At 71.8% G+C, this 24,280-nt stretch carries 21 protein-coding genes and 2 tRNA genes; 7 read left to right on the top strand and 16 right to left on the bottom strand.

All coding sequences use genetic code 11. From position 1 onward, the window contains the following. Window positions 1-4 precede the first annotated feature (4 nt). The 6 genes from mreD to ACFVU9_RS33355 all read right to left on the bottom strand — a co-directional run bounded on the left by mreD (window position 5) and on the right by ACFVU9_RS33355 (window position 5,304). Window positions 5-646, bottom strand: a complete 642-nt coding sequence (gene mreD, locus ACFVU9_RS33330) for a rod shape-determining protein MreD (protein ID WP_380446119.1) — start codon at window positions 644-646, stop codon at window positions 5-7. A gap of 3 nt (window positions 647-649) precedes the next feature. After that, the gene (mreC, locus tag ACFVU9_RS33335) at window positions 650-1,612 is read right to left on the bottom strand and encodes a rod shape-determining protein MreC (protein WP_380446120.1); all 963 of its coding nucleotides are present in this window, start codon (window positions 1,610-1,612) and stop codon (window positions 650-652) included. Window positions 1,613-1,710: 98 nt separating this feature from the next. Beyond that, window positions 1,711-2,736, bottom strand: a complete 1,026-nt coding sequence (locus tag ACFVU9_RS33340) for a rod shape-determining protein (RefSeq protein WP_329931217.1) — start codon at window positions 2,734-2,736, stop codon at window positions 1,711-1,713. A gap of 321 nt (window positions 2,737-3,057) precedes the next feature. Beyond that, entirely contained in the window at window positions 3,058-3,471 is a 414-nt protein-coding gene (gene ndk, locus ACFVU9_RS33345) for a nucleoside-diphosphate kinase (RefSeq protein ID WP_329931154.1), read from the bottom strand. Between the two features lie 88 nt (window positions 3,472-3,559). After that, the gene (locus tag ACFVU9_RS33350; RefSeq protein ID WP_380446121.1) at window positions 3,560-3,910 is read right to left on the bottom strand and encodes a DUF4233 domain-containing protein; all 351 of its coding nucleotides are present in this window, start codon (window positions 3,908-3,910) and stop codon (window positions 3,560-3,562) included. 2 nt (window positions 3,911-3,912) lie between these two features. Continuing rightward, window positions 3,913-5,304, bottom strand: a complete 1,392-nt coding sequence (locus ACFVU9_RS33355) for a bifunctional folylpolyglutamate synthase/dihydrofolate synthase (protein ID WP_380446122.1) — start codon at window positions 5,302-5,304, stop codon at window positions 3,913-3,915. Window positions 5,305-5,501: 197 nt separating this feature from the next. Between ACFVU9_RS33355 and ACFVU9_RS33360 the strand changes: the two genes are divergently transcribed. The 3 genes from ACFVU9_RS33360 (at window position 5,502) to ACFVU9_RS33370 (ending at window position 9,832) form a co-directional block, all read left to right on the top strand. Beyond that, window positions 5,502-6,935: a glycosyltransferase gene (locus ACFVU9_RS33360; RefSeq protein WP_387599864.1), complete on the top strand. Its 1,434-nt coding sequence runs from the start codon at window positions 5,502-5,504 to the stop codon at window positions 6,933-6,935. Between the two features lie 31 nt (window positions 6,936-6,966). After that, entirely contained in the window at window positions 6,967-8,118 is a 1,152-nt protein-coding gene (gene wecB, locus ACFVU9_RS33365; protein WP_387599867.1) for a non-hydrolyzing UDP-N-acetylglucosamine 2-epimerase, read from the top strand. A gap of 175 nt (window positions 8,119-8,293) precedes the next feature. After that, entirely contained in the window at window positions 8,294-9,832 is a 1,539-nt protein-coding gene (locus tag ACFVU9_RS33370; protein WP_387599870.1) for a chitinase, read from the top strand. 50 nt (window positions 9,833-9,882) lie between these two features. On the opposite strand, the gene ACFVU9_RS33375 is transcribed toward ACFVU9_RS33370, so the two are convergent. Both ACFVU9_RS33375 and ACFVU9_RS33380 read right to left on the bottom strand, forming a co-directional pair. Then, a complete protein-coding gene (locus ACFVU9_RS33375; protein ID WP_380446126.1) occupies window positions 9,883-10,410 on the bottom strand; it encodes a hypothetical protein in 528 nt (175 codons plus the stop codon). Between the two features lie 279 nt (window positions 10,411-10,689). Further along, window positions 10,690-13,326 (bottom strand): valine--tRNA ligase, encoded by a 2,637-nt coding sequence (locus tag ACFVU9_RS33380; RefSeq protein WP_380446127.1) that lies wholly within the window; start codon window positions 13,324-13,326, stop codon window positions 10,690-10,692. Between the two features lie 188 nt (window positions 13,327-13,514). On the opposite strand from ACFVU9_RS33380, the gene ACFVU9_RS33385 reads away from it, so the two are divergent. Then, window positions 13,515-14,369 (top strand): hypothetical protein, encoded by an 855-nt coding sequence (locus ACFVU9_RS33385; RefSeq protein WP_380446128.1) that lies wholly within the window; start codon window positions 13,515-13,517, stop codon window positions 14,367-14,369. Beyond that, window positions 14,366-15,169, top strand: a complete 804-nt coding sequence (locus ACFVU9_RS33390) for a hypothetical protein (RefSeq protein ID WP_380446129.1) — start codon at window positions 14,366-14,368, stop codon at window positions 15,167-15,169. Before ACFVU9_RS33385 ends, ACFVU9_RS33390 begins: the two co-directional genes overlap by 4 nt. A gap of 87 nt (window positions 15,170-15,256) precedes the next feature. Here ACFVU9_RS33390 and clpX read toward each other — a convergent pair whose 3' ends face one another. The 5 genes from clpX to ACFVU9_RS33415 form a co-directional block, all read right to left on the bottom strand. Then, window positions 15,257-16,546, bottom strand: a complete 1,290-nt coding sequence (gene clpX, locus ACFVU9_RS33395) for an ATP-dependent Clp protease ATP-binding subunit ClpX (RefSeq protein WP_329931163.1) — start codon at window positions 16,544-16,546, stop codon at window positions 15,257-15,259. A gap of 238 nt (window positions 16,547-16,784) precedes the next feature. Further along, window positions 16,785-17,447, bottom strand: coding sequence for an ATP-dependent Clp protease proteolytic subunit (locus ACFVU9_RS33400; RefSeq protein ID WP_380446130.1), 663 nt, complete (start codon window positions 17,445-17,447; stop codon window positions 16,785-16,787). Between the two features lie 56 nt (window positions 17,448-17,503). Further along, complete coding sequence (locus ACFVU9_RS33405) at window positions 17,504-18,118, bottom strand: ATP-dependent Clp protease proteolytic subunit (protein ID WP_329931219.1); 615 nt, start codon at window positions 18,116-18,118, stop codon at window positions 17,504-17,506. 297 nt (window positions 18,119-18,415) lie between these two features. Beyond that, a complete protein-coding gene (tig, locus tag ACFVU9_RS33410) occupies window positions 18,416-19,801 on the bottom strand; it encodes a trigger factor (protein ID WP_380497743.1) in 1,386 nt (461 codons plus the stop codon). Between the two features lie 295 nt (window positions 19,802-20,096). After that, a tRNA-Pro gene (locus tag ACFVU9_RS33415) sits at window positions 20,097-20,170 on the bottom strand. A 174-nt stretch (window positions 20,171-20,344) separates the two neighbouring features. Here ACFVU9_RS33415 and ACFVU9_RS33420 point away from each other — a divergent pair. Then, window positions 20,345-20,418: transfer RNA gene (locus ACFVU9_RS33420), tRNA-Gly, on the top strand. Between the two features lie 61 nt (window positions 20,419-20,479). Here ACFVU9_RS33420 and ACFVU9_RS33425 read toward each other — a convergent pair. Continuing rightward, window positions 20,480-21,040 (bottom strand): hypothetical protein, encoded by a 561-nt coding sequence (locus ACFVU9_RS33425; protein ID WP_387599877.1) that lies wholly within the window; start codon window positions 21,038-21,040, stop codon window positions 20,480-20,482. Window positions 21,041-21,269: 229 nt separating this feature from the next. Between ACFVU9_RS33425 and ACFVU9_RS33430 the strand changes: the two genes are divergently transcribed. Next, window positions 21,270-22,061: a DUF6348 family protein gene (locus ACFVU9_RS33430; protein ID WP_380446133.1), complete on the top strand. Its 792-nt coding sequence runs from the start codon at window positions 21,270-21,272 to the stop codon at window positions 22,059-22,061. Window positions 22,062-22,090: 29 nt separating this feature from the next. On the opposite strand, the gene ACFVU9_RS33435 is transcribed toward ACFVU9_RS33430, so the two are convergent. Continuing rightward, on the bottom strand, window positions 22,091-22,288 hold the full coding sequence (locus ACFVU9_RS33435; protein ID WP_363648347.1) for a hypothetical protein: 198 nt from the start codon (window positions 22,286-22,288) through the stop codon (window positions 22,091-22,093). Between the two features lie 530 nt (window positions 22,289-22,818). Further along, the gene (locus ACFVU9_RS33440) at window positions 22,819-23,961 is read right to left on the bottom strand and encodes a PP2C family protein-serine/threonine phosphatase (RefSeq protein ID WP_380446134.1); all 1,143 of its coding nucleotides are present in this window, start codon (window positions 23,959-23,961) and stop codon (window positions 22,819-22,821) included. Window positions 23,962-24,280: the final 319 nt, after the last annotated feature.

Here is a 24,280-nt window from a genome sequence, read left to right on the forward strand (position 1 = left end):
GGGGCTACGGGCGCCGGGCGAAGCCGGGCACGCGCCGCTTCCGGTAGCCGGGGCCCGACGAGACCTCACGGGTGGTGCGGTAGCGGGCCAGCGTGCCCAGGCCCGGGCCGCCCTCGTCGTCGTCGCTGGCGGCGGTCACCGGGTCGCGGCCGAAGCGGCGGCCGAGCAGCATCACCAGCGGCACGACGAACGGTGCCAGCAGCAGGTCGTACAGGAGGGCGCTGATCACCAGGCCGCCGAGCCCGACGTGCCGGGCCGCGGTGTCGCCGACCAGCGCGCCGACCATCGCGTACAGCAGGGTGGAGGCGACGGCCGCGGCCGCGACGACCAGCAGCGCGCTGGAGACGGACCGCTGGCGGCCGTGCTCCGGGCGCAGCAGTCCGGCGGCGTAGCCCATCAGGCAGAGCACGAGCGCGTAGCGGCCGATCGCGTGGTCGGAGGGCGGCGCGAGGTCGGCGAGCAGTCCGGCGCAGAAGCCGACGACGCAGCCGCCGGAGGGCCCGTAGACCATGGCGAGGCCGACGACGACGAGCAGCAGTATGTCCGGGGTGGCCCCGGGGAGCTGGAGCCGTCCGAAGACGCTGACCTGGAGGATCAGGCCGAACAGGATTAGGACGGCGGAGACGGGGATGCGGGCGAGGCGCATGGCTCAGTTCCCCCCAGTGGGCTTGGCGGGCGGTGCGGCGGGAGCCGTGGTGGCGGGCGCCGCCGGTGCGGCGGGGGCGGCCGGGGCCTGGCTCTGGCCGGCTGCCGGCGCGGGCGGCAGCACGCCGTCGCGCGGGTCGGTGCGCGGCGGCACGACGACGACGCCGACCAGATCCAGCCGGGTGAACTGGACGAACGGCTCGACCAGGACGGTCTTGGTCAGCTGGCCGGCGTTGGCCTGGACCTCGACGACCTTGCCGACCGGGACGCCGGGCACGAACGGGCGGCCGCTCTGCGAGCCGAAGGTGACCAGCCGGTCGCCGGCCTTGACCTGCGCCTTCCCGTTGAGCAGGGAGACCTTCATCGGGCTGTCGCCGCCGCCGGAGGCGAAGCCGATCTCCCCGCTGCCCTCCAGCCGGGCGCCGGCGGTGAAGCCGGGGTCGGAGGCGAGCAGGACGGTCGCGGTGGTGGGGGCGACGGTGGTGATCCGGCCGACCAGGCCCTGGCCGTTGATGACGGTCATGTCGCGGGTGAGGCCGTCGTCGCTGCCGGCGTCGATGGTGATGGTCCAGGAGAAGCCCTGGGCCGGGCCGATCGCGATGACCTGGGCGGCCTTGACGGTGTATCCGCCGGCGCCGGCGGTGCGCAGCAGGTCGTCGAGCTGCTTGGTGCGGCCGGCGGCCATGTCGGAGGAGGCGAGCTTCTGCCGCAGTTCGGTGTTCTCGCGGGCGAGCTGGTCGGTGCGGCCGCTGTTGGTGGCGGCGTCGCGGAAGGCCCGGACGGTGTTGGCGACCGGGTCGACGAGGGTGGATGCGCCGCGCTCGACCGGGCCGAGGACTCCGGCGGCGGCGCGCCTGGCACCGCCGAGCGGGGAGCTCTCACCGCCCTTGATGTCCACGGTGATGAGCGCGAAGGCGACGGCCACCAGCAGGATGAGCAGCAGCCGGCTCTCTCGTGTGTCCCTCACGGTGCTGGTACTGCCCCTTCGTACCTGGCCGGCCGCCGGGGCTGTGGGGCCCTGGCGGCGGCGGCCCGTTCAGTTGAGTGTCGGGTGTGTCGTCGGTGCTAACGGCGCGGCTGGGCGTCGAGTACCTGCTGGAGCGCCTCGAACTCCTCGACGCACTTGCCGGAGCCGAGCGCGACCGAGTCGAGCGGGTTCTCGGCGATGTGGATCGGCATGCCGGTCTCGCGCCGCAGCCGCTCGTCGAGGCCGCGCAGCAGGGCGCCGCCGCCGGTGAGCACGATGCCGCGGTCCATGACGTCGCCGGCGAGCTCGGGCGGGCACTGGTCGAGGGTGGTCTTGACCGCGTCGATGATCGAGTTGACCGGCTCGTCGATGGCCTCGCGGACCTCGGCGGCGGAGATGACGACGGTCTTGGGCAGGCCGCTGACGAGGTCGCGGCCGCGGATCTCGGCGTGCTCGTCCTTCTCGCCCTCCAGGCCGTAGGCGCTGCCGATGCTCATCTTGATCTGTTCGGCACTGCGCTCGCCGAGGAGCAGCGAGTACTCCTTCTTGATGTGCTGGACGATCGCGTTGTCGAGTTCGTCGCCGGCGACCCGGATGGACTGGGCGGTGACGATGCCGCCGAGGGAGATGACGGCGACCTCGGTGGTGCCGCCGCCGATGTCGACGACCATGTTGCCGGTGGCCTCGTGGACGGGCAGTCCGGCGCCGATGGCGGCGGCCATGGGCTCCTCGATGATGTGCACCTGGCGCGCGCCGGCCTGGGAGGAGGCCTCGATGACGGCACGGCGCTCGACGCCGGTGATGCCGGAGGGCACGCAGACGACGACGCGGGGGCGGGCGAGGTAGCGGCGGCGGTGGATCTTGAGGATGAAGTAGCGCAGCATCCGCTCGGTGATCTCGAAGTCGGCGATCACGCCGTCCTTGAGCGGGCGGATGGCGACGATGTTGCCCGGGGTGCGGCCGATCATCTTCTTGGCCTCGGCGCCGACCGCGAGGATGCCGCCGGTGTTGGTGTTCACCGCGACGACGGACGGCTCGTTGAGCACGATCCCCTTGCCCCTGACGTACACCAGCGTGTTGGCAGTTCCGAGGTCGATCGCCAAGTCGCGGCCGATGAACGACAGGTTGCTCGCCATGGGGTGTAGGTGCCTTCCCGGGCTCGGAGTTCATGAGGGGTGGACGACTGCGTGCGCCCACGCTTGGGCGGAGACCAGCTGAGCTGCCTTACCGGGCCCTTGAGTCGCGTCCATCGTAGTCACGCCTCGCGGTACGGACGTCGACGTGGGGCATACCGTCCATTGTCCGGAGCGTGATCGCTTCTCCGAGGATTGGGACGCCGTGTCGGCACCCCCAGTTCCCTATTTCCCGATAAGAATGCCCCGGCCGGGCCAATGGTCCCGACCGGGGCAGTCCCTAAGTCCTCCGGGTGTGTCGCCCGGGCCGGCTCAGGCGTGCGCCGGGAAGAAGATCTTGATCTCGCGCTCCGCGGACTCGGGCGAGTCGGAGGCGTGGATCAGGTTCTCGCGGGTGATCGTCGCGTAGTCGCCGCGGATGGTGCCGGCACCGGCCTCCAGCGGGTTGGTGGCGCCGGCCAGCATGCGGATGCCCGGGACGACGTCCTCGCCCTCGACGATCAGGGCGATCGACGGGCCGGAGGTCATGAACTCCAGCAGCGGCTCGTAGAACGGGCGGCCGACGTGCTCCGCGTAGTGCTGCTCCAGCGTCGCCCGGTCGAAGGTGCGCAGCTCGACGGCGGCGAGCTGCCAGCCGGCCTTGCGCTCGATGCGGCTGATGATCTCGCCCGCCAGGCCGCGGCGGACGGCGTCGGGCTTGAGCAGGACGAGAGTGCGCTGGGACACGGTGCGTCTCCTGGGGAATCGGTTCGGCATACGGTATGCGGGTACGGCAGAGGTTACCTTGCGTGAGCGACCCGCCGGTTCCGCTGGTCTAGGCCTCCGCGGCGGCCGCGACGGCGGCGGCGCGGGCGGCCTTGAACTCGTCCACCTTGCGGCCGTAGTGCACCGAGCACCACCACAGGGCGGCGAAGACCACGCCGAGGCCGAACATCGTCGGCAGGATGAAGCCGCTGGCGATCAGGCCGATCTGCAGCGCCCAGCCGATCTGCACGGCGCCGGGCCGGTTGATCATGCCGCACAGCGCGATGCACAGCGCCATCGCGATGCCGCTGACGATCCAGACCGAGGCCGTCGAGACGCTGGAGAGCCGCATCGCGACCAGCGCCGCGAACATGATCAGCAGTGCCTCGCCGATCAGCGTCGAGGAGCAGAGCGTCCTCATCTTCACTTCCTCCCGAGCAGCAGGCGGGCCTCGCCCACCGTGATGACCGAACCGGTGACCAGGACCCCGGCGCCGCCGAGGTCGCCCTCCTCCTCGGCGAGGGTGACGGCGGCGGCGATCGCGTCGTCGAGGCGGGGCTCGACCTGGACGCGGTCCTCGCCGAAGACCTCGACGGCGAGCGCCGCGAGCGCGTCGACGTCCATCGCGCGGTGGGTGGAGTTCTGGGTGATGACGACCTCGGCGAGGATCGGCTCGAAGGCCTCCAGCACGCCGGCCACGTCCTTGTCGCCCGAGGTGCCGATCACGCCGACCAGGCGGTTGAAGCCGAAGGACTCGGTGATCGCGGCGACGGTGGCGCGGGCGCCGTGCGGGTTGTGCGCGGCGTCCAGGATGATCGTGGGGCTGCGGCGGACGATCTCCAGGCGGCCCGGTGAGGAGACGCCGGAGAAGGCCTGGCGGATCTTGTCCACGTCGAGCTGCCCGCCGCGGGCGCCGCCGACGCCGAAGAAGGCCTCGACCGCGGCCAGCGCCAGCGCCGCGTTGTGCGCCTGGTACTCGCCGTGCAGCGGGATGAAGACGTCCTCGTACTCCTCGCCGCCGAGTCCGCGCAGCGTCACCAGCTGGCCGCCGACGGCGAGTTCACGGCGGATCACGCCGAACTCCATGCCCTCGCGGGCGACCGTGGCGTCCACCTCGACGGCCCGGCGCAGGATGACCTGGGCGGCGTCCAGCGGCTGCTGGGCGACCACGGCGACGGCGCCGGACTTGACGATCCCCGACTTCTCGACCGCGATCTCGCCGGTGGTGTCGCCGAGCTTGTCGGTGTGGTCCAGCCCGATCGGGGTGATCACCGCGACGGCGGCGTCGATGACGTTGGTGGCGTCCCAGGAGCCGCCCATGCCGACCTCGACCACGGCGACGTCCACCGGGGCGTCGGCGAAGGCGGCGTACGCCATGCCGGTCAGCACCTCGAAGAAGGACATCGGCACCGGCTGCTGCGCGTCGACCATCTCCACGTAGGGCGCGATGTCGCGGTAGACCTCGACGAAGCGCTCGGGGGCGATCGGGGCGCCGTCCAGGCTGATGCGCTCGGTGACGCTCTCCACGTGCGGGCTGGTGTAGCGGCCCGTGCGCAGCTCGAAGGCGTTGAGCAGCTGCTCGATCATCCGGGCGGTGGAGGTCTTGCCGTTGGTGCCGGTGATGTGGATGGAGGGGAAGGACCGCTGGGGCTGGCCCAGGATGTCCATCAGCGCCTCGATCCGGTCGAGCGAGGGCTCCAGCTTGTTCTCCGGCCAGCGCTTGGACAGCTCGACCTCGACGTCGCGCAGGGCGTCGCCGGTGCCGCCGTCGGCGGGGCGGAGGGTGTACGGGTTCGGGTCGGCCTTGTCGCTCACGACCACAGTCTACGGAGGGTCGGCGGCCCGTCCTCACAGGGTGAGGTCCGGGGTGAGAACGACCACTTTGCCCGGTCTTGACCCTCGATTCCCAGTTCACTCCCTTTACTATCGATTTAGCGAGTTTGAACCGCAATGAAGCATCGATTCGCATCCCTGAGGAGCCAATAGCCTTTGATCACTGGGAGTGCCACGCCATGCCCGACGTCCTGCACGACTGGATCGTCCTCCGGCAGGACACGATCGTCCGGCTCGCCGGGCTGATCTCACTGCTGCTCGTCGCCTACATGGTCCTGGTGTTCGGCCGCTTCCTGGTCTACTGGGCCGGCTCCCGCCACGCCTTCAAGCGCAACCTCGCCGCCGAACCCGGCGACCCCGCCGCCTTCCAGTGGCACCTGGTCATCCCCTGCCGCGACGAGGAGGCCGTGGTCTCCCAGACCCTGGCCGGCCTGCGCGCCTCCGCGCCCGAGGCCCACCTGTGGGTCATCGACGACGACAGCGAGGACGCCACCCGCGAACTCGTCCTCGCCGCCGCGGCCCACGACGACCGCGTCCACCTCGTCCAGCGCCGCCGCCCGCACGCGCGGATCGGCAAGGGCGCCGCCCTCAACGCCGCCTACCGCGAGATCTCCGCCCGGCTGCCCGAGGACACCGACCGCTCCCGCGTCGTCATCGGCGTCGTCGACGCCGACGGACAGCTCGGCGCCGGCACCCTCGCGCAGGTGTGCAGCGACAAGGCGCTCGGCCGCCCCGACACCGGCGCCGTCCAGATCGGCGTGCGCATGCGCAACGCCGACGACGAGCTCCCGCTGCCCGGCCGCGGCCGCACCGCCAACGCGTTCGCCCGCGCGCTCGTGCGGATGCAGGACGTCGAGTTCCAGGCCAACAACGCCGGCATGCAGCTGCTGCGCCGGCGCACCGGCAGCGTCGGCCTCGGCGGCAACGGCCAGTTCGTGCGCCTCACCGCCCTCGACTCGCTCACCGCCGAGGAGGGCCGGGCCGGGCGGCCCTGGCCCGAGCGCGCCCTGCTGGAGGACTACGAGTCCGGCCTCGACCTGCGCCTGGCCGGCTGGCGCCTGACCCACGTCACCGAGGCCCAGGTCTCCCAGGAGGCCCTGGTCTCGCCGCGCCGCTTCCTCACCCAGCGCACCCGCTGGGCCCAGGGCAACATGCAGTGCCTGCGCTACACCGGCCGGGTGCTGCGCTCCCCGCACTACACGTGGCCGGGCAAGGCCGAGGTGCTGTACACCTTCCTGCAGCCGGTGGTCTGCGTGCTGCTCGTGCTGCTCACCCCGCTGTCGATCGTGATCACCGCGGCCGGGCTGGTGCTCTTCCCCGCCGAGACCGCCGACTTCCAGCTGCGGTTCGGGCCGTACATGGCCGTCGCCTTCGTCGTCGCCACGCTGCCGATGGTGTTCTGGGGCTTCGCCTACCGCACCCTCGTCCACCCCGACCGCCGCCGCCTGACCGGGCTGCTCTGGGGCGTCCTGGTGTGGATCTACGCCTACCACCTGTTCGTCGTCGCCACCCGGGCGGCCGTGCGGATGCTGCTCGGCCGCAACGGCTGGGCCAAGACCCGGCGCAACGCCGAGAAGGTCGCCGTCGGCGCCCCCACCGCCCTCGAATCCTGAGCCCCGACAGATACCCACGGAGCCTCCTCCCATGAGCACCTGCCTGCCCCCGTCCAGCGTCGCCGTCGTCCTCGGCACCCGCCCCGAGCTCGTCAAGCTCGCCCCGCTGATCCACGAACTCGGCGACGCCACCCGTCTGGTGCACACCGGCCAGCACTGGGACGAGGCCATGTCCGGCCGCTTCCTGCGCGATCTGGACCTGCCCCGGCCGGAGCTGCTCACCGGCGTCGGCGGCCGGCCGCGGGCCGGGCAGATCGCCCAGTCCCTCGGCCAGCTCGACGCCGCCTTCGCCGAGGACCGCCCGGTGGCCGTCGTCGTCCAGGGCGACACCAACGCCACCCTCGCCGGCGCGCTGGCCGCCAACGCCCGGGAGATCCCGCTGGTCCACGTCGAGGCCGGGCTGCGCAGCTTCGACCGGGCGATGCCCGAGGAGCACAACCGCGTCATGGTCGACCACGTCGCCGACCTGCTGTGCGCCGCCACCCCCGACAACGTCGCCAACCTGCGCGCCGAGTCGCTCGACGAGCGGCGGATCGCGCTCACCGGCAACACCGTCGTCGAGGTCGTCCGCCGCCAACTGCCGGACCAGGAGGCGCGCGCCGCCCTGCTCGCCGCGCACGGGCTGCGCCCCGACGGCTACGTCCTCGCGACCGCGCACCGCCCGGAGAACACCGACACCGCCGAGGCGCTCGGCGCCGTCCTCGCCGAGCTGGACCGCATCGCGCGGGCCGGCACGCCGGTGCTGTTCCCGATGCACCCGCGCACCCGGGCCGCCGTCGAACGCTTCGGGCTGGACGGACTGCTGGAGCGGATCGCCGTCACCGGACCGGTCGGGTACGCCGACTTCCTCGGCCTCGCGAGCCACGCCGCGCTGCTGGTCTCCGACTCCGGCGGCGTGCAGGAGGAGTGCACCGTGCTCGGCCGCCCGCTGCTGGTGGTGCGCCGCTCCACCGAGCGCCCGGAGGCCGTGGACGCCGGCTTCGCCGCGCTGGTGCGGCCCGGCGAGGAGCTGGGCGAGCTGGCACACGCCTGGCTGTCCGACACCCCCGAGCGGCTGGCCCGGCTCGCGGCCACCCCGAGCCCGTACGGCGACGGCCTCGCCTCGGCGCGCATCGCCGAACTCACCGCCCGGATCGCCGAGTCCGCCCGGTCCGAGGCCGGCGCCGGCCTGCGGGCGGCGTAGTCCTGATCGCCAGTCGGGCTTGACAGCCGGATTGGTCTACTCCACCTTGTGAGGCAAGTCCCGTTTCCCGAGCGGGACTTGAGTTGTCGGTAGCTCCCGCACGCGCACCATCGACACCCCGGACGGCGCCGCCCCCACAGCACGCCGCCGGGCCTCCCCCACAGGAGATGGAGTCATGCCACCTGCCCGACACCGGCGGCGCCCGCGCGCCGTCCGCACCCTGCTCGGCGGGGCCGGCGCGATCGCGCTGGGCCTGAGCGGACTCGTCCTCGTCACCGGCACCGGCGCCCGCGCCGCGGACGTCGACCTGATCACCAACGGCGGCTTCGAAGCCGGCGCCCTCACCGGCTGGTCCTGCACCGGCGGCACCGTCCAGAGCGCGACCGTCCACTCCGGCTCGTACGCGCTGCGGTCCACCCCGGGCGCGGGCGACACCGGCGAGTGCACGCAGACCGTCGCCGTGAAGCCCTCGTCGGCGTACACGCTGAGCTCCTGGGTGCAGGGCTCGTACGTCTACCTCGGCGCCCGCGGCACCGGTGGCACCGACCCCAGCACCTGGACGACGTCGGCGGGCTGGGCGCAGCTCAGCACCGGTTTCACCACCGGCCCGGCCACCACGAGCGTCACCGTCTACCTGCACGGCTGGTACGGGCAGGCGGCGTTCCTGGCCGACGACGTCTCGCTGGTGGGCCCCGGCGGCCCGCAACCGTCGCAGAGCCCGACGTCCCCCTCGTCCCCGAGCCCGACCGCCACGGGCAGCCCGACCGCCACGGCAACCGCGACGGGCAGCCCGACCGGCACCCCGACGAAGCCGCCGGGTCTGCCCAAGCACGTGCTCACCGGCTACTGGCAGAACTTCGACAACGGCGCCGCCGTCCAGCGCATCGGCGACGTCCCGGCCGCGTACGACATCATCGCGGTCGCCTTCGCCGATGCCACCGCCACGCCGGGCGCGCTGAGCTTCACCCTCGACCCGGCCCTGTCCTCGCGCCTCGGCGGCTACACCGACGCACAGTTCAAGGCCGACATCGCGGCCAAGCGCGCGGCCGGCAAGCGGGTCGTGCTCTCGGTCGGCGGACAGAACGGCACCGTGTCGGTGGCCGACCCGGCGTCGGCGGCGAACTTCGCGGACTCCGCCTGGTCGCTGATGCGGACCTACGGCTTCGACGGGATCGACATCGACCTGGAGAACGGCGTCAACGCGACGTACCTGGGCCAGGCGCTGCACACGGTCGCGGCCAAGGCCGGCAGCGGGTTCGTCCTGACCATGGCGCCGCAGACCATCGACATGCAGTCGACCGGCATGGAGTACTTCAAGCTGGCGCTGAACGTGAAGGACGTCCTCACCATCGCCAACATGCAGTACTACAACTCCGGCGCGATGAACGGCTGCGACGGCAACGTGTACGCGCAGGGGACCGAGAACTTCCTGACCGCGCTCGCCTGCATCCAGCTCCAGGGCGGGCTTCGGCCCGACCAGGTCGGACTCGGGGTGCCGGCCTCGACCAGCGCCGCGGGCGGCGGGTACGTGAGCGCGGGCGTCGTGAACGCCGCGCTGGACTGCCTCGCCGCCGGCACCGACTGCGGCAGCTACCGGCCCGGCACCACCTGGCCGGGGATCGGCGGGGCGATGACCTGGTCGACCAACTGGGACGCCTCGGCGGGCAGTCCGGTCGCCGGCACCATCGGCGCGCACCTGCACGCCATGCCGTGAGCCCGGCCCGGAGACCCGGGCCGGGTTCGGACTCCGGTTCGGACCCCGGCTCAGACCCCGGCCCGGGCCTCCGGCACGTGCGCCGCACCGCCGCCGTGGCGACGGCGCAACTCGGCGGTGATCTCGCCGAGTTCGCCGTCGGGCAGGAACGGCAGCATCATCGCGACACCCTGCAGCAGGCCGCCGAGCAGGAAGGTGGTGTCGGCGTTCGCGGCGACCAGGCCGCGGACCTCCGCCACGTCCCCGACGGCCACGGCCTCGATCAGCCGGGCGGCGTCGGCGGTCTCCTCGTCCACGCAGACCGCGCCGGCGTCGACCGGGGCGCGCCTGGCCATCGCGCGCAGCACCTTGTCGCCGACCGCGGGGGCGTAGGCCTTGCGGACCGCCTCCGCGGCGATCCAGGCCAGCAGGGTCGTCACCTCGCGCTCGGCGTGCTCGGCGAGCAGCACGTCGAGCTCGTGGTCGAAGGCGAGCTGGTTGCCGTGCCGGAACGCGAGCAGCAGCGTCGCCGCCCTGGCCTTGGCCTCCTCGACCGCCTCGGCAGGAAGTTCGTCGACCAACTCTTCGGTCACCACCACGCCATGCCCTCCCGTCCGTTGGCTCAGCGAAACGCCCGGCAGAAACCCGCTGGTGCGCACCGCGCAAACTCAGAGCACACCGTACACATCCGACCTGCAAACTTCCGAGAACCCGCGCTGGCAAGACCGGAATGAATTCGAGCGGAATAGGACCTTACCCGGTCCAGGATGAATATTCGCCGGAAGGGAGCAATGGTGCTGGGCTATTCGGCGTAAACGGCGGAGGGGCCGTACTCCGCTCGGCGCGGAATACGGCCCCTCGTGGACCGGTGGGGCGGCTCAGCCCTGCGGCAGCGCCGCGAGCTGGGCGGTGATCCGGGCGATGTCGGCCTCGGCGGCCTCCAGGCGGGTCCGGATCTTGGCGACCACGTCGTCCGGCGCCTTGGCGAGGAACGCCTCGTTGCCGAGCTTGCCGGTGGTCTGGGCCTTCTCCTTCTCGGCCGCCGCGAGGTCCTTGGCGAGGCGCTTGCGCTCCGCCGCGACGTCGATGGTGCCGGAGAGGTCCAGCGCCACGGTGGCGCCGGCGACCGGCAGCGAGGCGGTGGCCGCGAAGCCCTCCTCGGGGGCGGTCAGCCGCAGCAGCGAGCGGATCGCGTCCTCGTGGGCGGCCAGCGCGGTGCCGTCCAGCTCCAGGGTGGCCGGGACGCGCTGGCCCGGCTTGAGGCCCTGGTCGGTGCGGAACCGGCGGACCTCGGTGACGACCTGCTGCAACGTGGCGATCTCCGCCTCGGCCGCGGCGTCACGGAAGCCGCTGTCCTTCGGCCAGTCGGCAATGACGACCGACTCGGCGCCGGTGAGCGTGGTCCACAGCGTCTCGGTGACGAAGGGCACGATCGGGTGCAGCAGGCGCAGCGTGACGTCCAGGACCTCGCCGAGCACCCGGCGCGCGGCGTCGGCCTGCGGGCCGCCCTTGGCCAGGGTGGTCTTGGAGAGCTCGACGTACCAGTCGAAGACCTCGTCCCAGGCGAAGTGGTACAGGCCCTCGGAGAGCTTGGAGAACTGGTAGTCGTCGTACAGGCCGTCCACCTCGGCGACGGTGCTGTTGAGGCGCGACAGGATCCAGCGGTCGCTCGCGGTCAGCTCCTCCGGCGCGGGCAGCGGGCCCTCGACGGTGGCGCCGTTCATCAGCGCGAAGCGGGTGGCGTTCCAGATCTTGTTGGCGAAGTTGCGGGACGCCTGGACCCAGTCCTCGCCGATCGGCACGTCGACGCCGGGGTTGGCACCGCGCGCGAGCGTGAAGCGCAGCGCGTCGGAGCCGTACTTGTCCATCCAGTCCAGCGGGTTGACCACGTTGCCGAAGGACTTCGACATCTTCTTGCCGTTCTGGTCACGGACCATGCCGTGCAGCGCGATGGTGTGGAACGGCGGGGTGCCGTCCATCGCGTAGAGGCCGAACATCATCATCCGGGCGACCCAGAAGAAGAGGATGTCGTAGCCGGTCACCAGGACGGAGTTCGGGTAGAACTTCGCGAGGCTCTCGGTCTGCTCGGGCCAGCCGAGCGTGGAGAACGGCCACAGGCCGGAGGAGAACCAGGTGTCCAGGACGTCGGTGTCCTGGTGCCAGCCCTCGCCGGCGGGCGGCTGCTCGTCCGGTCCGACGCAGACGACCTCGCCGTTCGGGCCGTACCAGACCGGGATGCGGTGACCCCACCACAGCTGGCGCGAGATGCACCAGTCGTGCAGGTTGTCGACCCAGTCGAAGTAGCGCTTCTCCATCTCCTGCGGGTGGATCTTGACCTTGCCGTCGCGGACCGCGTCGCCGGCGGCCTTCGCCAGCGGGCCGACCTTGACCCACCACTGCATGGACAGCCGCGGCTCGATGGTGGTCTTGCAGCGCGAGCAGTGGCCGACCGAGTGGACGTACGGGCGCTTCTCGGCGACGATCCGGCCCTCGGCGCGCAGCGCGGCGACGATCGCCGAGCGGGCCTCCAGGCGGTCCAGGCCGAGGAAGGGGCCGTGCACGGTGATGACGGCGTGCTCGTCCATCACGGCGATGTTCGGCAGGCCGTGGCGCTGGCCGATCTCGAAGTCGTTCGGGTCGTGCGCGGGCGTCACCTTGACGGCGCCGGTGCCGAACTCCGGGTCGACGTGGGCGTCGGCGACGATCGGGATGCGGCGGCCGGTGAGCGGCAGCTCGATCTCGGTGCCGACCAGGTGCTTGTAGCGCTCGTCCTCGGGGTGGACGGCGACCGCGGTGTCGCCCAGCATCGTCTCGGCGCGCGTGGTGGCGACGACGATGGAGTTCTCGCCCTCGCCGTAGCGGATCGAGACCAGCTCGCCGTCGTCGTCCTGGTACTCCACCTCGATGTCCGAGATGGCGGTCAGGCAGCGCGGGCACCAGTTGATGATGCGCTCGGCGCGGTAGATCAGCTCGTCGTCGAAGAGCTTCTTGAAGATGGTCTGGACGGCCTGGGAGAGGCCCTCGTCCATGGTGAAGCGCTCGCGCGACCAGTCCACGCCGTCGCCGAGGCGGCGCATCTGGCCGGAGATCTGGCCGCCGGACTCCGCCTTCCACTGCCAGACGCGCTCGACGAAGGCCTCGCGGCCCAGGTCGTGGCGGGACTTGCCCTCCTTGGCGAGCTCGCGCTCGACCACGTTCTGGGTGGCGATGCCGGCGTGGTCCATACCGGGCTGCCAGAGCGCCTCGTAGCCCTGCATCCGCTTGCGGCGCACCAGCGCGTCGATCAGCGTGTGCTCGAAGGCGTGGCCCAGGTGCAGGCTGCCGGTCACGTTCGGCGGCGGGATGACGATGGTGAACGGGGGCTTGTCGCTCTTGGCGTCCGCGGTGAAGTAGCCACGCTCTACCCAGCGCTCGTACAGCTCGCCCTCTACGTCCGCGGGGGTGTAGGTCGTCGGGAGGGTTGCCGCATCGTCCCCGGTGGTGCTCACGGGGCGCTGGTTCGTCGTGTCGGTCACGACGCACAGTTTACGTAACGGCGGGCTCGGGTTACGAACCGCTTTCGGTCCGCGGACACCGCGCTCCCGACCGGCTCCCCCGTCGGCGGCGTGCGGTACCGTGCCCGGACAATCGTCTGGATTTCCGGACGTACACGGGACAATTCCACACCAGACAGGCCGCGGGTGCGGCGGGGGAGCACAGACAGATGTACGGCCAGGGTCAGCAGTATCCGCAGGGACAGCCGCAGCCCTACGGGGGACAGCCCCCGTACGGCGCGCCGCAGCAGCCGCAGCCGCCGTACGGGGCGCCGCAGCCGCCGCAGCAGCCGTACGGCGCACCGCAGCCCCAGTACGGCTATCCGCCGCAGGGCCAGCCGCAGTACGGCGCGCCCCAGCAGCCCTACGGCGCGCCTCCGCAGGCCCCGTACGGCCAGCCGGGGTACCCGCCGCCGCCGAAGAAGGGCAAGGGCGGCCTGGTGGTCGGCCTCGTGATCGGCGCGCTCGTGCTCGGCGGCGGCGGCTTCGCCGCGTGGAAGGTCCTCGGCGGCAAGGACTCCTCGGGCGGCAACTACAAGCTCTCCGCCCCGCAGTCGCTGCCGGACGGCTACGTCAAGAAGTCGTCCGACGAGAAGCCGGCCGACCCCAACAAGCCCGAGTCCACGAAGTACGGCTCGAACCTCATCGGCGTGATCTCCAGCTACACCAAGGGCGCCGACCCGCTCGACACGATCTCGGTGATCGGCATCTACGGGCAGCTGAACAGCCCCGACCAGATCATCCAGGAGTCGAAGCAGGACAGCGGCGGCCTCACCTGGACGACGCCGATGACGGACTACCCCGCGAACGACAGCACGAGCTCCGCCGCGAAGCTCGCCTGCGGCGCCACCAGCATCATCGGCAAGCCCGGACCCGTGGTCTGCGTGTGGGCCGACAAGTCCACCTACGGCCACGTCAGCTTCAACCACGTCAGCATCACCGGCACCGCCCCGACCCCGCTCTCCCCGGCCCAGGCCGCGGAGAAGACCCGCGCCATCCGTGACGCGATGAAGGTGGCCAAGTGACCGACCAGAGCCCGTACGGCGCACCGCCGCCGCCCCCCAACCAGCCCTACGGGGCACCGCCGCCGCCCGCCGGCCAGCCCTTCGGGGCTCCCCCGCCGCCCACCGACCAGCCCTACGGCGCCGTGCCGCCGCAGGCGCCGCCGCCCGGCTACCCCGCGCCCGACCAGGCCGGCTACCCCGGGTACGGGATGTACCCGCCGCCCCCGCCCCGCACGTCGCACAAGACGCTGTGGATCGTCCTCGGCTGCGTCTTCGGCGTGCTGCTCCTCGGCGGCGGCGCGCTCGCGTACTTCGTCTTCGACGTGACGAGCAACGCGGGCACCCAGAAGATCGTGATGCCGACGGCCTTCAAGGACCTCAAGGCCAACGACGACCCGACCACGACCCGGAAGATCCAGGACGAGATCACGTCCAAGATCGGCAACGGTGACGGCAACTGGAAGCCCACCGGCGTCGCCGCGGTCTACCAGGACGCGAACTCCGACCCGCAGCTGGTCGCGGTCGGCGTGTACGGCAAGGTCCTGCTGCCCAAGCAGGAGCTGGACCAGATGTTCCAGGGCTTCTCCGGCTCGGGCGGGCAGGTCGGCGACCGGCACGCGGTCGACCCCGGCCCCAAGGGCGGCACCATGGAGTGCGGGACGTCCGTGGACGGCGACACCAAGATGGCCGTGTGCGCCTGGGCCGACAGCAGCAGCCTCGTGATGGTGCTCAAGGGCGCCGACGACGGCACCCAGCCGGACGTGGACAAGCTCGCCGCCGACACCCGCGACCTGCGCGCGGTCGCCGAGGTGCCGAAGTAACCACGAGCCACCCACCGGGCGAACGGAACACGCGAGAGGGCCCCGCACCACGACGGTGCGGGGCCCTCTCGTTCAAGGCTTCAGGACTCAGGCGCTCTTCTCGCGCCGCTCGCGCTTGATCATGTCGCGCGGGACGAGCGTCGGGATCGCGTGCTTGGAGACCACGTCCCCGGTGACCACCACGCGGGCGACGTCCTGGCGCGAGGGGACCTCGTACATCACGGACATCAGCACCTCCTCCATGATGGCCCGCAGCCCACGCGCGCCGGTGCCGCGCAGGATCGCCTGGTCGGCGATCGCCTCCAGCGCGTCACGCGTGAACTCCAGCTCCACGCCGTCCAGTTCGAAGAGCTTGCGGTACTGCTTGACCAGCGCGTTCTTCGGCTCGGTGAGGATCTGCAGGAGCGCCTCGCGGTCCAGGTTGTGCACGCTGGTGATCACCGGCAGACGGCCGATGAACTCCGGGATCATGCCGAACTTCACCAGGTCCTCGGGCATCACCTGACGGAAGTGGTCGCTCGCGTCCGACTCCCGCTTGGAGCGGATGTTCGCGCCGAAGCCGATGCCCTTGGCACCCGCGCGGCCCTCGATGATCCGCTCCAGGCCGGCGAACGCGCCGCCGACGATGAACAGCACGTTGGTGGTGTCGATCTGGATGAACTCCTGGTGCGGGTGCTTGCGCCCGCCCTGCGGCGGCACCGACGCGGTGGTGCCCTCCAGGATCTTCAGCAGCGCCTGCTGCACGCCCTCGCCGGAGACGTCCCGGGTGATCGACGGGTTCTCGCTCTTGCGCGCGACCTTGTCGATCTCGTCGATGTAGATGATCCCGGTCTCGGCCTTCTTGACGTCGTAGTCGGCCGCCTGGATCAGCTTGAGCAGGATGTTCTCGACGTCCTCGCCGACGTACCCGGCCTCGGTCAGCGCCGTGGCGTCCGCGATCGCGAACGGCACGTTGAGCATCCGGGCCAGGGTCTGCGCCAGCAGGGTCTTGCCGGAGCCGGTGGGGCCCAGCAGCAGGATGTTGGACTTGGCCAGCTCGATCGCGTCGTCGCGGCCGTTGCCGCCGCTGCGGCCCGCCTCGCCCGCCTGGACGCGCTTGTAGTGGTTGTAGACGGCCACCGACAGCGCCTTCTTGGCGAGGTCCTGGCCGACCACGTACTGGTCCAGGAACTCGTAGATCTCGCGCGGCTTCGGGAGTTCCTCGAAGCGCACCTCGGAGGTCTCGGCGAGTTCCTCCTCGATGATCTCGTTGCACAGGTCGATGCACTCGTCGCAGATGTACACGCCTGGGCCGGCGATCAGCTTCTTCACCTGCTTCTGCGACTTGCCGCAGAACGAGCACTTGAGCAGGTCGCCACCGTCTCCGATGCGTGCCACGAGGTGCTTCCCCTTCGCCAGGGGCCCCGCGGGGGTTCCGGGGCCTGGTGCTGTGGACCGTCAACGCCGACGGCGATCGGTCTCGCTATCCGACGGTACTCTGCCGGGCCCCTGATTCCGTCCTCTTCGCCGGGTCTGCCCTACGCCCTGGGCGAATTGATACCGAACAGATGCCGTCGCGGCGACCGCCGAAGGGTCCGGGGCGGGCGCGCGCGCCCGCCCCGGCGCCCTGCCGACCTCAGGAGGTCAGCGAGGTCTTGCGGGTGGAGATGATCTGGTCGATCAGGCCGTACTCGGCGGCCTCCTCGGCGGTGAGGATCTTGTCGCGCTCGATGTCCTCGCGCACCTGCTCCACCGACTTGTTGGAGTGCTTGGAGAGCATCTGCTCCAGCTGCTCGCGCATCCGGAAGATCTCCTTGGCCTGGATCTCCAGGTCGGACACCTGGCCGCGGCCGGTCTCGGTGTACGGCTGGTGGATCAGGATCCGGGCGTTCGGCAGCGCCATGCGCTTGCCGGGGGTGCCGGCCGCGAGCAGCACGGCCGCGGCGGAGGCCGCCTGGCCCATGCAGACCGTGGTGATGTCCGGCTTGACGTACTGCATGGTGTCGTAGATGGCCGTCAGAGCCGTGAACGAGCCGCCGGGCGAGTTGATGTACATCTGGATCTCGCGGTCCGGGTCCATCGACTCCAGGCACAGCAGCTGCGCCATGATGTCGTTCGCCGAGACGTCGTCGACCTGCGAGCCGAGGAAGATGATGCGCTCCTCGAACAGCTTGGCGTACGGGTCGTACTCGCGGATGCCCTGCGTGGTGCGCTCGACGAAGCGCGGGACGATGTAGCGGCCCTCGGCGCGCATGTCCTCGACGCGGGCCTGGGCGGCCGACAGGCTGGGGATGTTCATGGGGGTTCTTGTCCTCCGGGGCGTTGGGGCTGTGGTCTCGTGGGCCGGGCCGAGGCTCAGGCGCCCGTGCCGCCGCCGCCGGGAACGTCCGCGGCGCTGTGCATGATCGCGTCGATCAGGCCGTACTCCAGGGCCTCCTCCGGCGTGAACCAGCGGTCGCGGTCGGAGTCCCGGGTGATCTGCTCGAAGGACTGGCCGCTGTGGAAGGCGATCAGCTCGGACATCCGCTTCTTGGTGCGCAGCAGCTGCTCGGCCTGGATGCGGATGTCGGTGGCGGAGCCGCCGAGGCCGGCCGACGGCTGGTGCATCAGGATGTTGGCGTTCGGCAGCGAGAAGCGCTTGCCCTTGGCGCCGGCCGTCAGCAGGAACTGGCCCATCGAGGCCGCCATGCCCATCGCGATGGTGACGACGTCGTTCTTGATGTACTGCATGGTGTCGTAGATCGCCATGCCGGCCGAGATCGAGCCGCCCGGGGAGTTGATGTAGAGGAAGATGTCCTTTTCCGGGTCCGCGGCCAGCAGGAGCAGCTGCGCGGTGATCTTGTTGGCGATGTCGTCGTCGACCTGCTGGCCGAGGAAGATGATCCGCTCGTTGAGCAGCCGGTTGTAGACCTGGTCGCCCAGGCCGCCGAGCACGTCACCAGAGGCGGCGTGCGGCGCCATCGGGCCCATCTGCATCTGCGGGAACGTCACTTAGCCACCTGCTCAGTCGATTTGGACGGTCGCCGGGCGGCCGTCACGGTGTCGCACAGCTTCCGGGTATCACGTCGTGATTGTTGCTGTCCAAGGACCCTAACGCGCAGGCCGGGCCGCAGAATCCCCCACGCAGAACTGTTCGCTGTGAGCGCAGGGTCACGCGCGCCGGACGGGACTGCTCCGGTTGGGGTGCCCGCGCCGGGAACGGCGACGGGCCCGGACGCCATGACGGCGTCCGGGCCCGCTGCGTGCCTCAGGGGGCTACCGCGGCCATCAGGCCTCGGTGGTCTCCTCGGCGGCGGCCTCGGTGGCCTCGACGGTCTCGCCCGACTCGTCCTCGTCGTCGAAGTTGACCTCGTTGCCCTCGGTGTCGACGACCTTGGCGGCCTCGACCACGGTGGCCAGCGCCTTGCCGCGGGCGACCTCGCCGACCAGCAGCGGAACCTGGCCGCCCTGGACGACCTGCTGGGCGAACTGGTCCGGGGTCAGGCCGGAGCCGGCGGCGCGGCGGATGAGGTGCTCGGTGAGCTCCTCCTGGTTGACCCCGAGCTCCTCGTTGGCGACGATCTGGTCCAGGACGAACTGGGTCTTGATGCCCTTCTTCGCCTGCTCCTCGATCTCCGCCTCCCACTCCTCGCGGGTCTTGCCCTGGGTCTCCAGGTAGGCGTCGATGGTCAGGCCCATCGGCTCCAGCTGGTGGTGCTCCAGGTTGTGCTTGCGGGTCTCGATCTCGTCCTTGAGGAGCTTCTCCGGGTACTCGATGTCGACCAGCGCGAGCAGGGCGTCGAGGACCTTCTCCTGGGCCTGGGTGGCCTGGTCGTACTCCTTCATGCGCTCCAGGCGCTTGCGGGAGTCGGCGCGCAGGTCCTCCAGGGAGTCGAACTCGCTGGCCAGCTGGGCGAACTCGTCGTCCAGCTCGGGCAGCTCCTTCTCCTGGACGGCGGTGACGGTGACGGTGACCTCGGAGGTCTTGCCCGCCTGGGTGCCGCCCTTGAGCTCGGTCTCGAAGGTCGCGGTGCCACCGGCCTCCAGGCCGGTGACGGCGTCGTCGATGCCGTCGATCAGGCGGCCGGAGCCGATCTCGTAGCTCACGCCGTTGGCGGTGCCGTCCTCCGGCACCTCGCCGTCGACCGTGGCGACGAGGTCGACGACCACGATGTCACCGGCGGCGGCGGCGCGCTCGACGTCCTTGACCGAGGAGAAGCGCTCGCGCAGCTGCTCCAGGGACTTCTCGATGTCCTCGTCGGCGACGACGATCGGGTCGACGGTCACCTCGATGGAGGAGAACTCCGGCAGGGTGATCTCCGGGCGGACGTCCACCTCGGCGGTGAACTTCAGGTCACCGCCATCGGCGATCGTCTCGACACCCTCGATGTTGGTGATGTCGGGCTGGCCGAGGACCTCGATCTTGCCCTCGTCGACGGCCTGCGTGTAGAAGCGCGGCAGGGCGTCGTTCACGGCCTCCTCCAGCACGGCGCCACGGCCGAAACGCTGGTCGATGACGCGAGCCGGGATCTTGCCCTTACGGAAGCCCGGAACCGTGACCTGCTGGTTGATCTTCTTGTACGCCGCGTCGAGGCTGGGCTTGAGCTCCTCGAAGGGCACCTCGACGGTGAGTCGAACCCGGGTCGGGTTCAGAGTCTCGACGGCGCTCTTCACGGTTTGGTCTCCTATGGGCTTGCGGTCAGGTTGCCTCCCCAGCCCCGGATCGCGCCGGCCGGGGCCGGTACGGGTGGGTCTGGCGAGACGGGCGATGGGCGGTTGGAGCTGCATCTCCCGTGGGGGGTGGACGGTGAGCGTGACTCCTCGCCCTCGTGCGGTTGACCTGGGTGTTCGCCGCAGGGACTACCGCCAGCGCCCCATCCTACCGGTACCACGAAAGGCGGACGCCAGACGTCACCGTACCCGGGGAACAGAACAGGGCCCCGCCCGGTGGGCGAGACCCTGCCGCACGTCGGGGTGACCGGATTCGAACCGACGGCCTTCCGCTCCCAAAGCGGACGCGCTACCAAACTGCGCCACACCCCGTGGTGCCGAGAGGAAGCGTACACGCCGGGCCCCGGCGGTTCGCCGACTTATTCCGGGCCGCCGGAAGGGGTTTCGGGAGCGCGTCCGGGGGGCGCGGAGAAATGCGGTGTGCACGGGAGCGACCGGACCAGGTACGCTGTTCCCCGAACTTCCGGCTCCGTGCCGGGGGATCACGCGGGCGTAGCTCAATGGTAGAGCCCTAGTCTTCCAAACTAGTCACGCGAGTTCGATTCTCGTCGCCCGCTCCACGGCCCGGCCCCGGTGCGTCCTCGCACCGGGGCCGTCGGCGTTCCCGGGTCCGTCCGCAGGTCAGAGCCCCAGGCGGGCGGCGCGGGCCGCGGCGCGGTCGAGCAGCAGGTGGACGTCGGCCTCCCGGGTGGTCGGGCGGTCGTTGTACTCGTCCGGGGAGTGCGCCGGGCGGCCGGTCGCGTGCAGGACCTCCATCAGCTGGACGCGCGCCGTACGGACGGTGCGCGGGGTGCCGTAGCCGTGCGCGAGGACGGCGGCCTGCGCGCCGAGGAGGCAGACCCGGCCGCCCGCGTCCCACAGCGCGCCCTGGAGCCAGCCGAACGCGCCGATGTAGCGCGAGGCGAGCCGCAGGTGGTCGGCGGCGCTGACCGGCACCGGACGGACGGGGCGGCGCAGCACCCGGCCGACCAGGGTCGCCCGGGGCTCGGGGTGGCCGGCGTGCCACGCGAGCGGGGCGGTGCCGTACGGGCAGACGTACGGGACGGGTGTGCGGGCGGAGGCGGGCAGGGAGGCGAGGTAGGCCTCGACCTCGGCGACCAGGCCGGAGCCGTCGGCGCCCCTCAGGATCGACGGCGGGAGGGGCAGCAGCGGCGGCGGGGGCGTCGGGACGGTGCGGGGCATGCGGTTCTCCGGGCTGGCGGCCTTCAGGTTCCGCTCCCAAAGTGGGGCATGGCGGACATTTCCGCGACCGGAGGTCCGGGCGGTCCGGGCGGTTTCCCGGCAGGCTGTCGGGCCGATAGCCTCGGCGCGTTCGAGCACGGTTCGATCGCGTGTCCGGAGCGTCACGCGGAACCGCGCGTCACGCAGATCACTACGCAGACGACTGCGGTCCCGAGGTGGAGGAGTTCCGGTGCGTCCCGAGGAGCGGCTTGCCGTCATACAGCGCTGCGTCGTGCGGGAGATGGCGGGGCTCGGGCAGGTGTTCACCGTCGACGGCGAGGTGGTGCGCGGCCCGGGCACGACGGCGGTGGCCGTGCGCGAGCACCCGGGCGGCGACGGGGCCGGTCACGTCGACCTCGGCTTCGTGCTGCACCTGGGGCGGGCGGACGCGCCCGTGGTCTGGGACTGTTCGGCGGGCCTCGGCAAGACCGAGGAGGAGAAGCTCGCCAACGCGGTGAAGATGTGGGCGACCACCACCGCCTCGGTGCTGGTCGAGCTGGCGGACGGCCGGGGCGTGTACGCCGACCGCGCGGACCACGCCGAACTGCCCGGCTGGCACGCGCTGCAGGGGCCGGCGGCGGTGTTCGGCTTCGGCAACGAGCGGCTGGCGGCCTGGCTCACGGAGCACCGGGTGCTGCCCGCGCTGGCGCCGGCGCTGCGGCCGGGGCTGACCGGGGCGGGGCCGGTCGGGGTGAAGCTCTTCCTGGGCGGGAAGGCGGGCGACGACGTCGCCGAGGTCCGGGTCGACGGCGAGGTGTCGGAGGCGGCTTCGGCGGCGCTGCGCGCGCTGGACTGGCCGCGCGGCGAACGCCTGTGCTGGGCACGGCTGTTCGTCCTGCTGACGGCGGTGCGCCCGGTCGGGCCGGCGGTGGTGCCGGCAAGTGCCGGGGCGCCCGCACCGGTGCGCACGCCCGCCCCGGCGGCAGTGCGCCCCCGGGGACTGTTCGCTCGCTGGCGGGAGGCCAGACGGGCCGGCCGGTGACCCTCGCGCGGGTGCCGCCGGCCCTCCCGTCAGCCGCCGGTGATGCCGGAGATGCTGTGGGCCAGGTTCGCCAGCAGGGAGTTGATCGAACCGGCGACGGTGGTCTCGTGGAGCATGAAGCCGAACAGGGCGGCGATGATCGCGTGCGGGATCTTCAGCTGCTTGTTGCGGATGAAGATGATGCACAGGATCGCGAACAGGACCAGCGCGGAGACGGAGAGTGCCACCCGGACTCACTTCCTCGTTTCATAGCGTGGCGCCACCGGCCGGCGGCACCTGCGAAGCCGGACCCCGGCCTGTCCGACGGTCCCGAGGCGGAATCGCGGACCGTCCGGCACACCCCGGCCGGGCGGGGAGCACTCAGCGATCGCACAAGCTCTTCCGTGCCGCACGTGACGCCCCCCATCCCCCGAATCCTGACCAGTCCCGCCCGGACTCAGTGTGGTCGACCGTGCCGATTGCGTAAAGGTCTGACAGTCGGCCCAACGCCGATATCCTGGGATGCGAGACGAGTTTCCGCCGTCCGAGACGATAGCCGAGTCGTTCTGACGAATCGTCGGCGGGGCCGCGCTGAGCGGCCGGGAAACGCGCGGCGGCGGGGAACGGAAGGCTCAGGTCCACTCCGCTGACGGGGCGCCCGATTTGGCCGAAGATCGGCACCCAGGCTTGACAGCTCCTGCCTGCGGCATGTGCCGGCGCGGGGCCCCGCCCGATCCGGCGGCGGGCGCCGCGGACGGCCCGTCGGCCGGTCGGGGCGTCAGTCGCGCCAGAGCAGCAGCACCGCGCGGTCGTCGTTGATGTCCCGGGCGACCGTCTCGATCAGCGCGGCGGCGGCGCCGGCCCCGGCGCCCGGGCCGCTGCCGGGCACCAGCCGGTCGGCCTCGCCCATCAGCCGGTCCATGCCCTCGGTGAGGTCCCGGCCGGGCGCCTCGACCATGCCGTCGGTGCACAGCAGCAGGACGTCGCCGCGGTTCAGGCGTCCGCGCACGCCCTCGAACTTGGCGCCGTCGTAGATGCCGAGCAGCGGGCCCTCGGTGGCCTCCTTGACCTCCCAGCGCCCGGCGCCCGCCAGGCGCTGCATGCCCGGCAGGTGCCCGGCGGAGAGCAGTTCGTACTCGCCGGTGTCCAGGTCGAGCACCAGGTGGACGGCGGTCGCGAAGCCCTCGTCCCAGGACTGGCGCAGCAGGTAGCCGTTGGCGGCGGGCAGGAAGTCGTGCGCGGGCAGCGAGCCCACCAGTCCGCCGAAGGCGCCGGACAGCAGCAGCGCCCGCGAGCCGGCGTCCATGCCCTTGCCGGAGACGTCCGCGAGGACCACCTCCAGCACGCGCTGGCCCGGGCCGGTGCGGGCGGCGACCACGAAGTCCCCGGAGAAGGACTGCCCGCCGGCCGGGCGCAGCGCCATGTCGGCGTGCCAGCCGTCCGGCAGCCGCGGGACGCGGCTCTGCACCCGCAGCCGCTCGCGCAGGTCGAACAGCATCGTCGAACCGCCCCACCAGGGCACCCCGACCCGGGCCCGGAACTGGGCCAGCAGCAGGCCGCCGACCCCGGCGGCGCCGACCACGAGGGCCGCGCCGGGGGTGACGCCGTAGACGTACGCCTCCGGGTTCAGGCTGGCGACCCGCTCGCCGGTGTGGATCACGGACTCGGCGGACAGGCCGAGGGCGGCGAGCGCGTACAGCACCACGAGGCTGCCGGGGCGCAGCAGCAGGGCGCCGGCCAGGATCGGCAGGACGAGGGCGGTGGGCGGGGCCCAGGCGGGCATCCAGATGTTGAGCAGGATCAGCAGCGGGACGAGCAGCGCGAGCGCGCAGAGCACCGGCCAGTCGGCGGCGCCGCCGCGGAAGTAGTCGACCCCGGCCGTGCGCAGCCTTCGGCGGGCCCGGCGGAGCCTCCTGCGCAACCGGGCCGTCACGGGGTCGGACGCCGGGACGGCGCCGGGCCTCGTCGCAGTCGTCTGGGGCGGTGCGCCCGGCGGTCTGCCAGCCATGGGGCCCGACCTTATCCACGGGCACCGCCCGGCGTCGACGGCTCGGCCGGGGGCGGTCGCGCCGAGGTGCGGGCGCGTCAGCGGGTTTCGGCCGATCGGTGCGGTGGTGGCCGCGGCGTCAGGAGGCGTGCGCCGGTTGGGCGTACGAACCAGGCGGACGACGTACGCGCCCCGCGTGCGGGGGTCTTCGCGCGCTGCCGGGCTGTGGCCGATGCCACAGGCGGCGCGGGGG

This window comes from Kitasatospora sp. NPDC057936, from assembly GCF_042887525.1.
Classification (GTDB): Bacteria; Actinomycetota; Actinomycetes; order Streptomycetales; family Streptomycetaceae; genus Kitasatospora.

What these genes read in the sequence shown, in the direction of transcription:
- ACFVU9_RS33425 (WP_387599877.1), bottom strand. Translation starts at nt 21,040, where the DNA reads ATGCCCCGCACCGTCCCGACGCCCCCGCCGCCGCTGCTGCCCCTCCCG.
- ACFVU9_RS33350 (WP_380446121.1), bottom strand. Translation starts at nt 3,910, where the DNA reads ATGAGGACGCTCTGCTCCTCGACGCTGATCGGCGAGGCACTGCTGATC.
- ACFVU9_RS33400 (WP_380446130.1), bottom strand. Translation starts at nt 17,447, where the DNA reads ATGAACATCCCCAGCCTGTCGGCCGCCCAGGCCCGCGTCGAGGACATG.
- ACFVU9_RS33405 (WP_329931219.1), bottom strand. Translation starts at nt 18,118, where the DNA reads ATGGGCCCGATGGCGCCGCACGCCGCCTCTGGTGACGTGCTCGGCGGC.
- mreD (WP_380446119.1), bottom strand. Translation starts at nt 646, where the DNA reads ATGCGCCTCGCCCGCATCCCCGTCTCCGCCGTCCTAATCCTGTTCGGC.
- ACFVU9_RS33370 (WP_387599870.1), top strand. Translation starts at nt 8,294, where the DNA reads ATGCCACCTGCCCGACACCGGCGGCGCCCGCGCGCCGTCCGCACCCTG.
- wecB (WP_387599867.1), top strand. Translation starts at nt 6,967, where the DNA reads ATGAGCACCTGCCTGCCCCCGTCCAGCGTCGCCGTCGTCCTCGGCACC.
- ACFVU9_RS33385 (WP_380446128.1), top strand. Translation starts at nt 13,515, where the DNA reads ATGTACGGCCAGGGTCAGCAGTATCCGCAGGGACAGCCGCAGCCCTAC.
- ACFVU9_RS33360 (WP_387599864.1), top strand. Translation starts at nt 5,502, where the DNA reads ATGCCCGACGTCCTGCACGACTGGATCGTCCTCCGGCAGGACACGATC.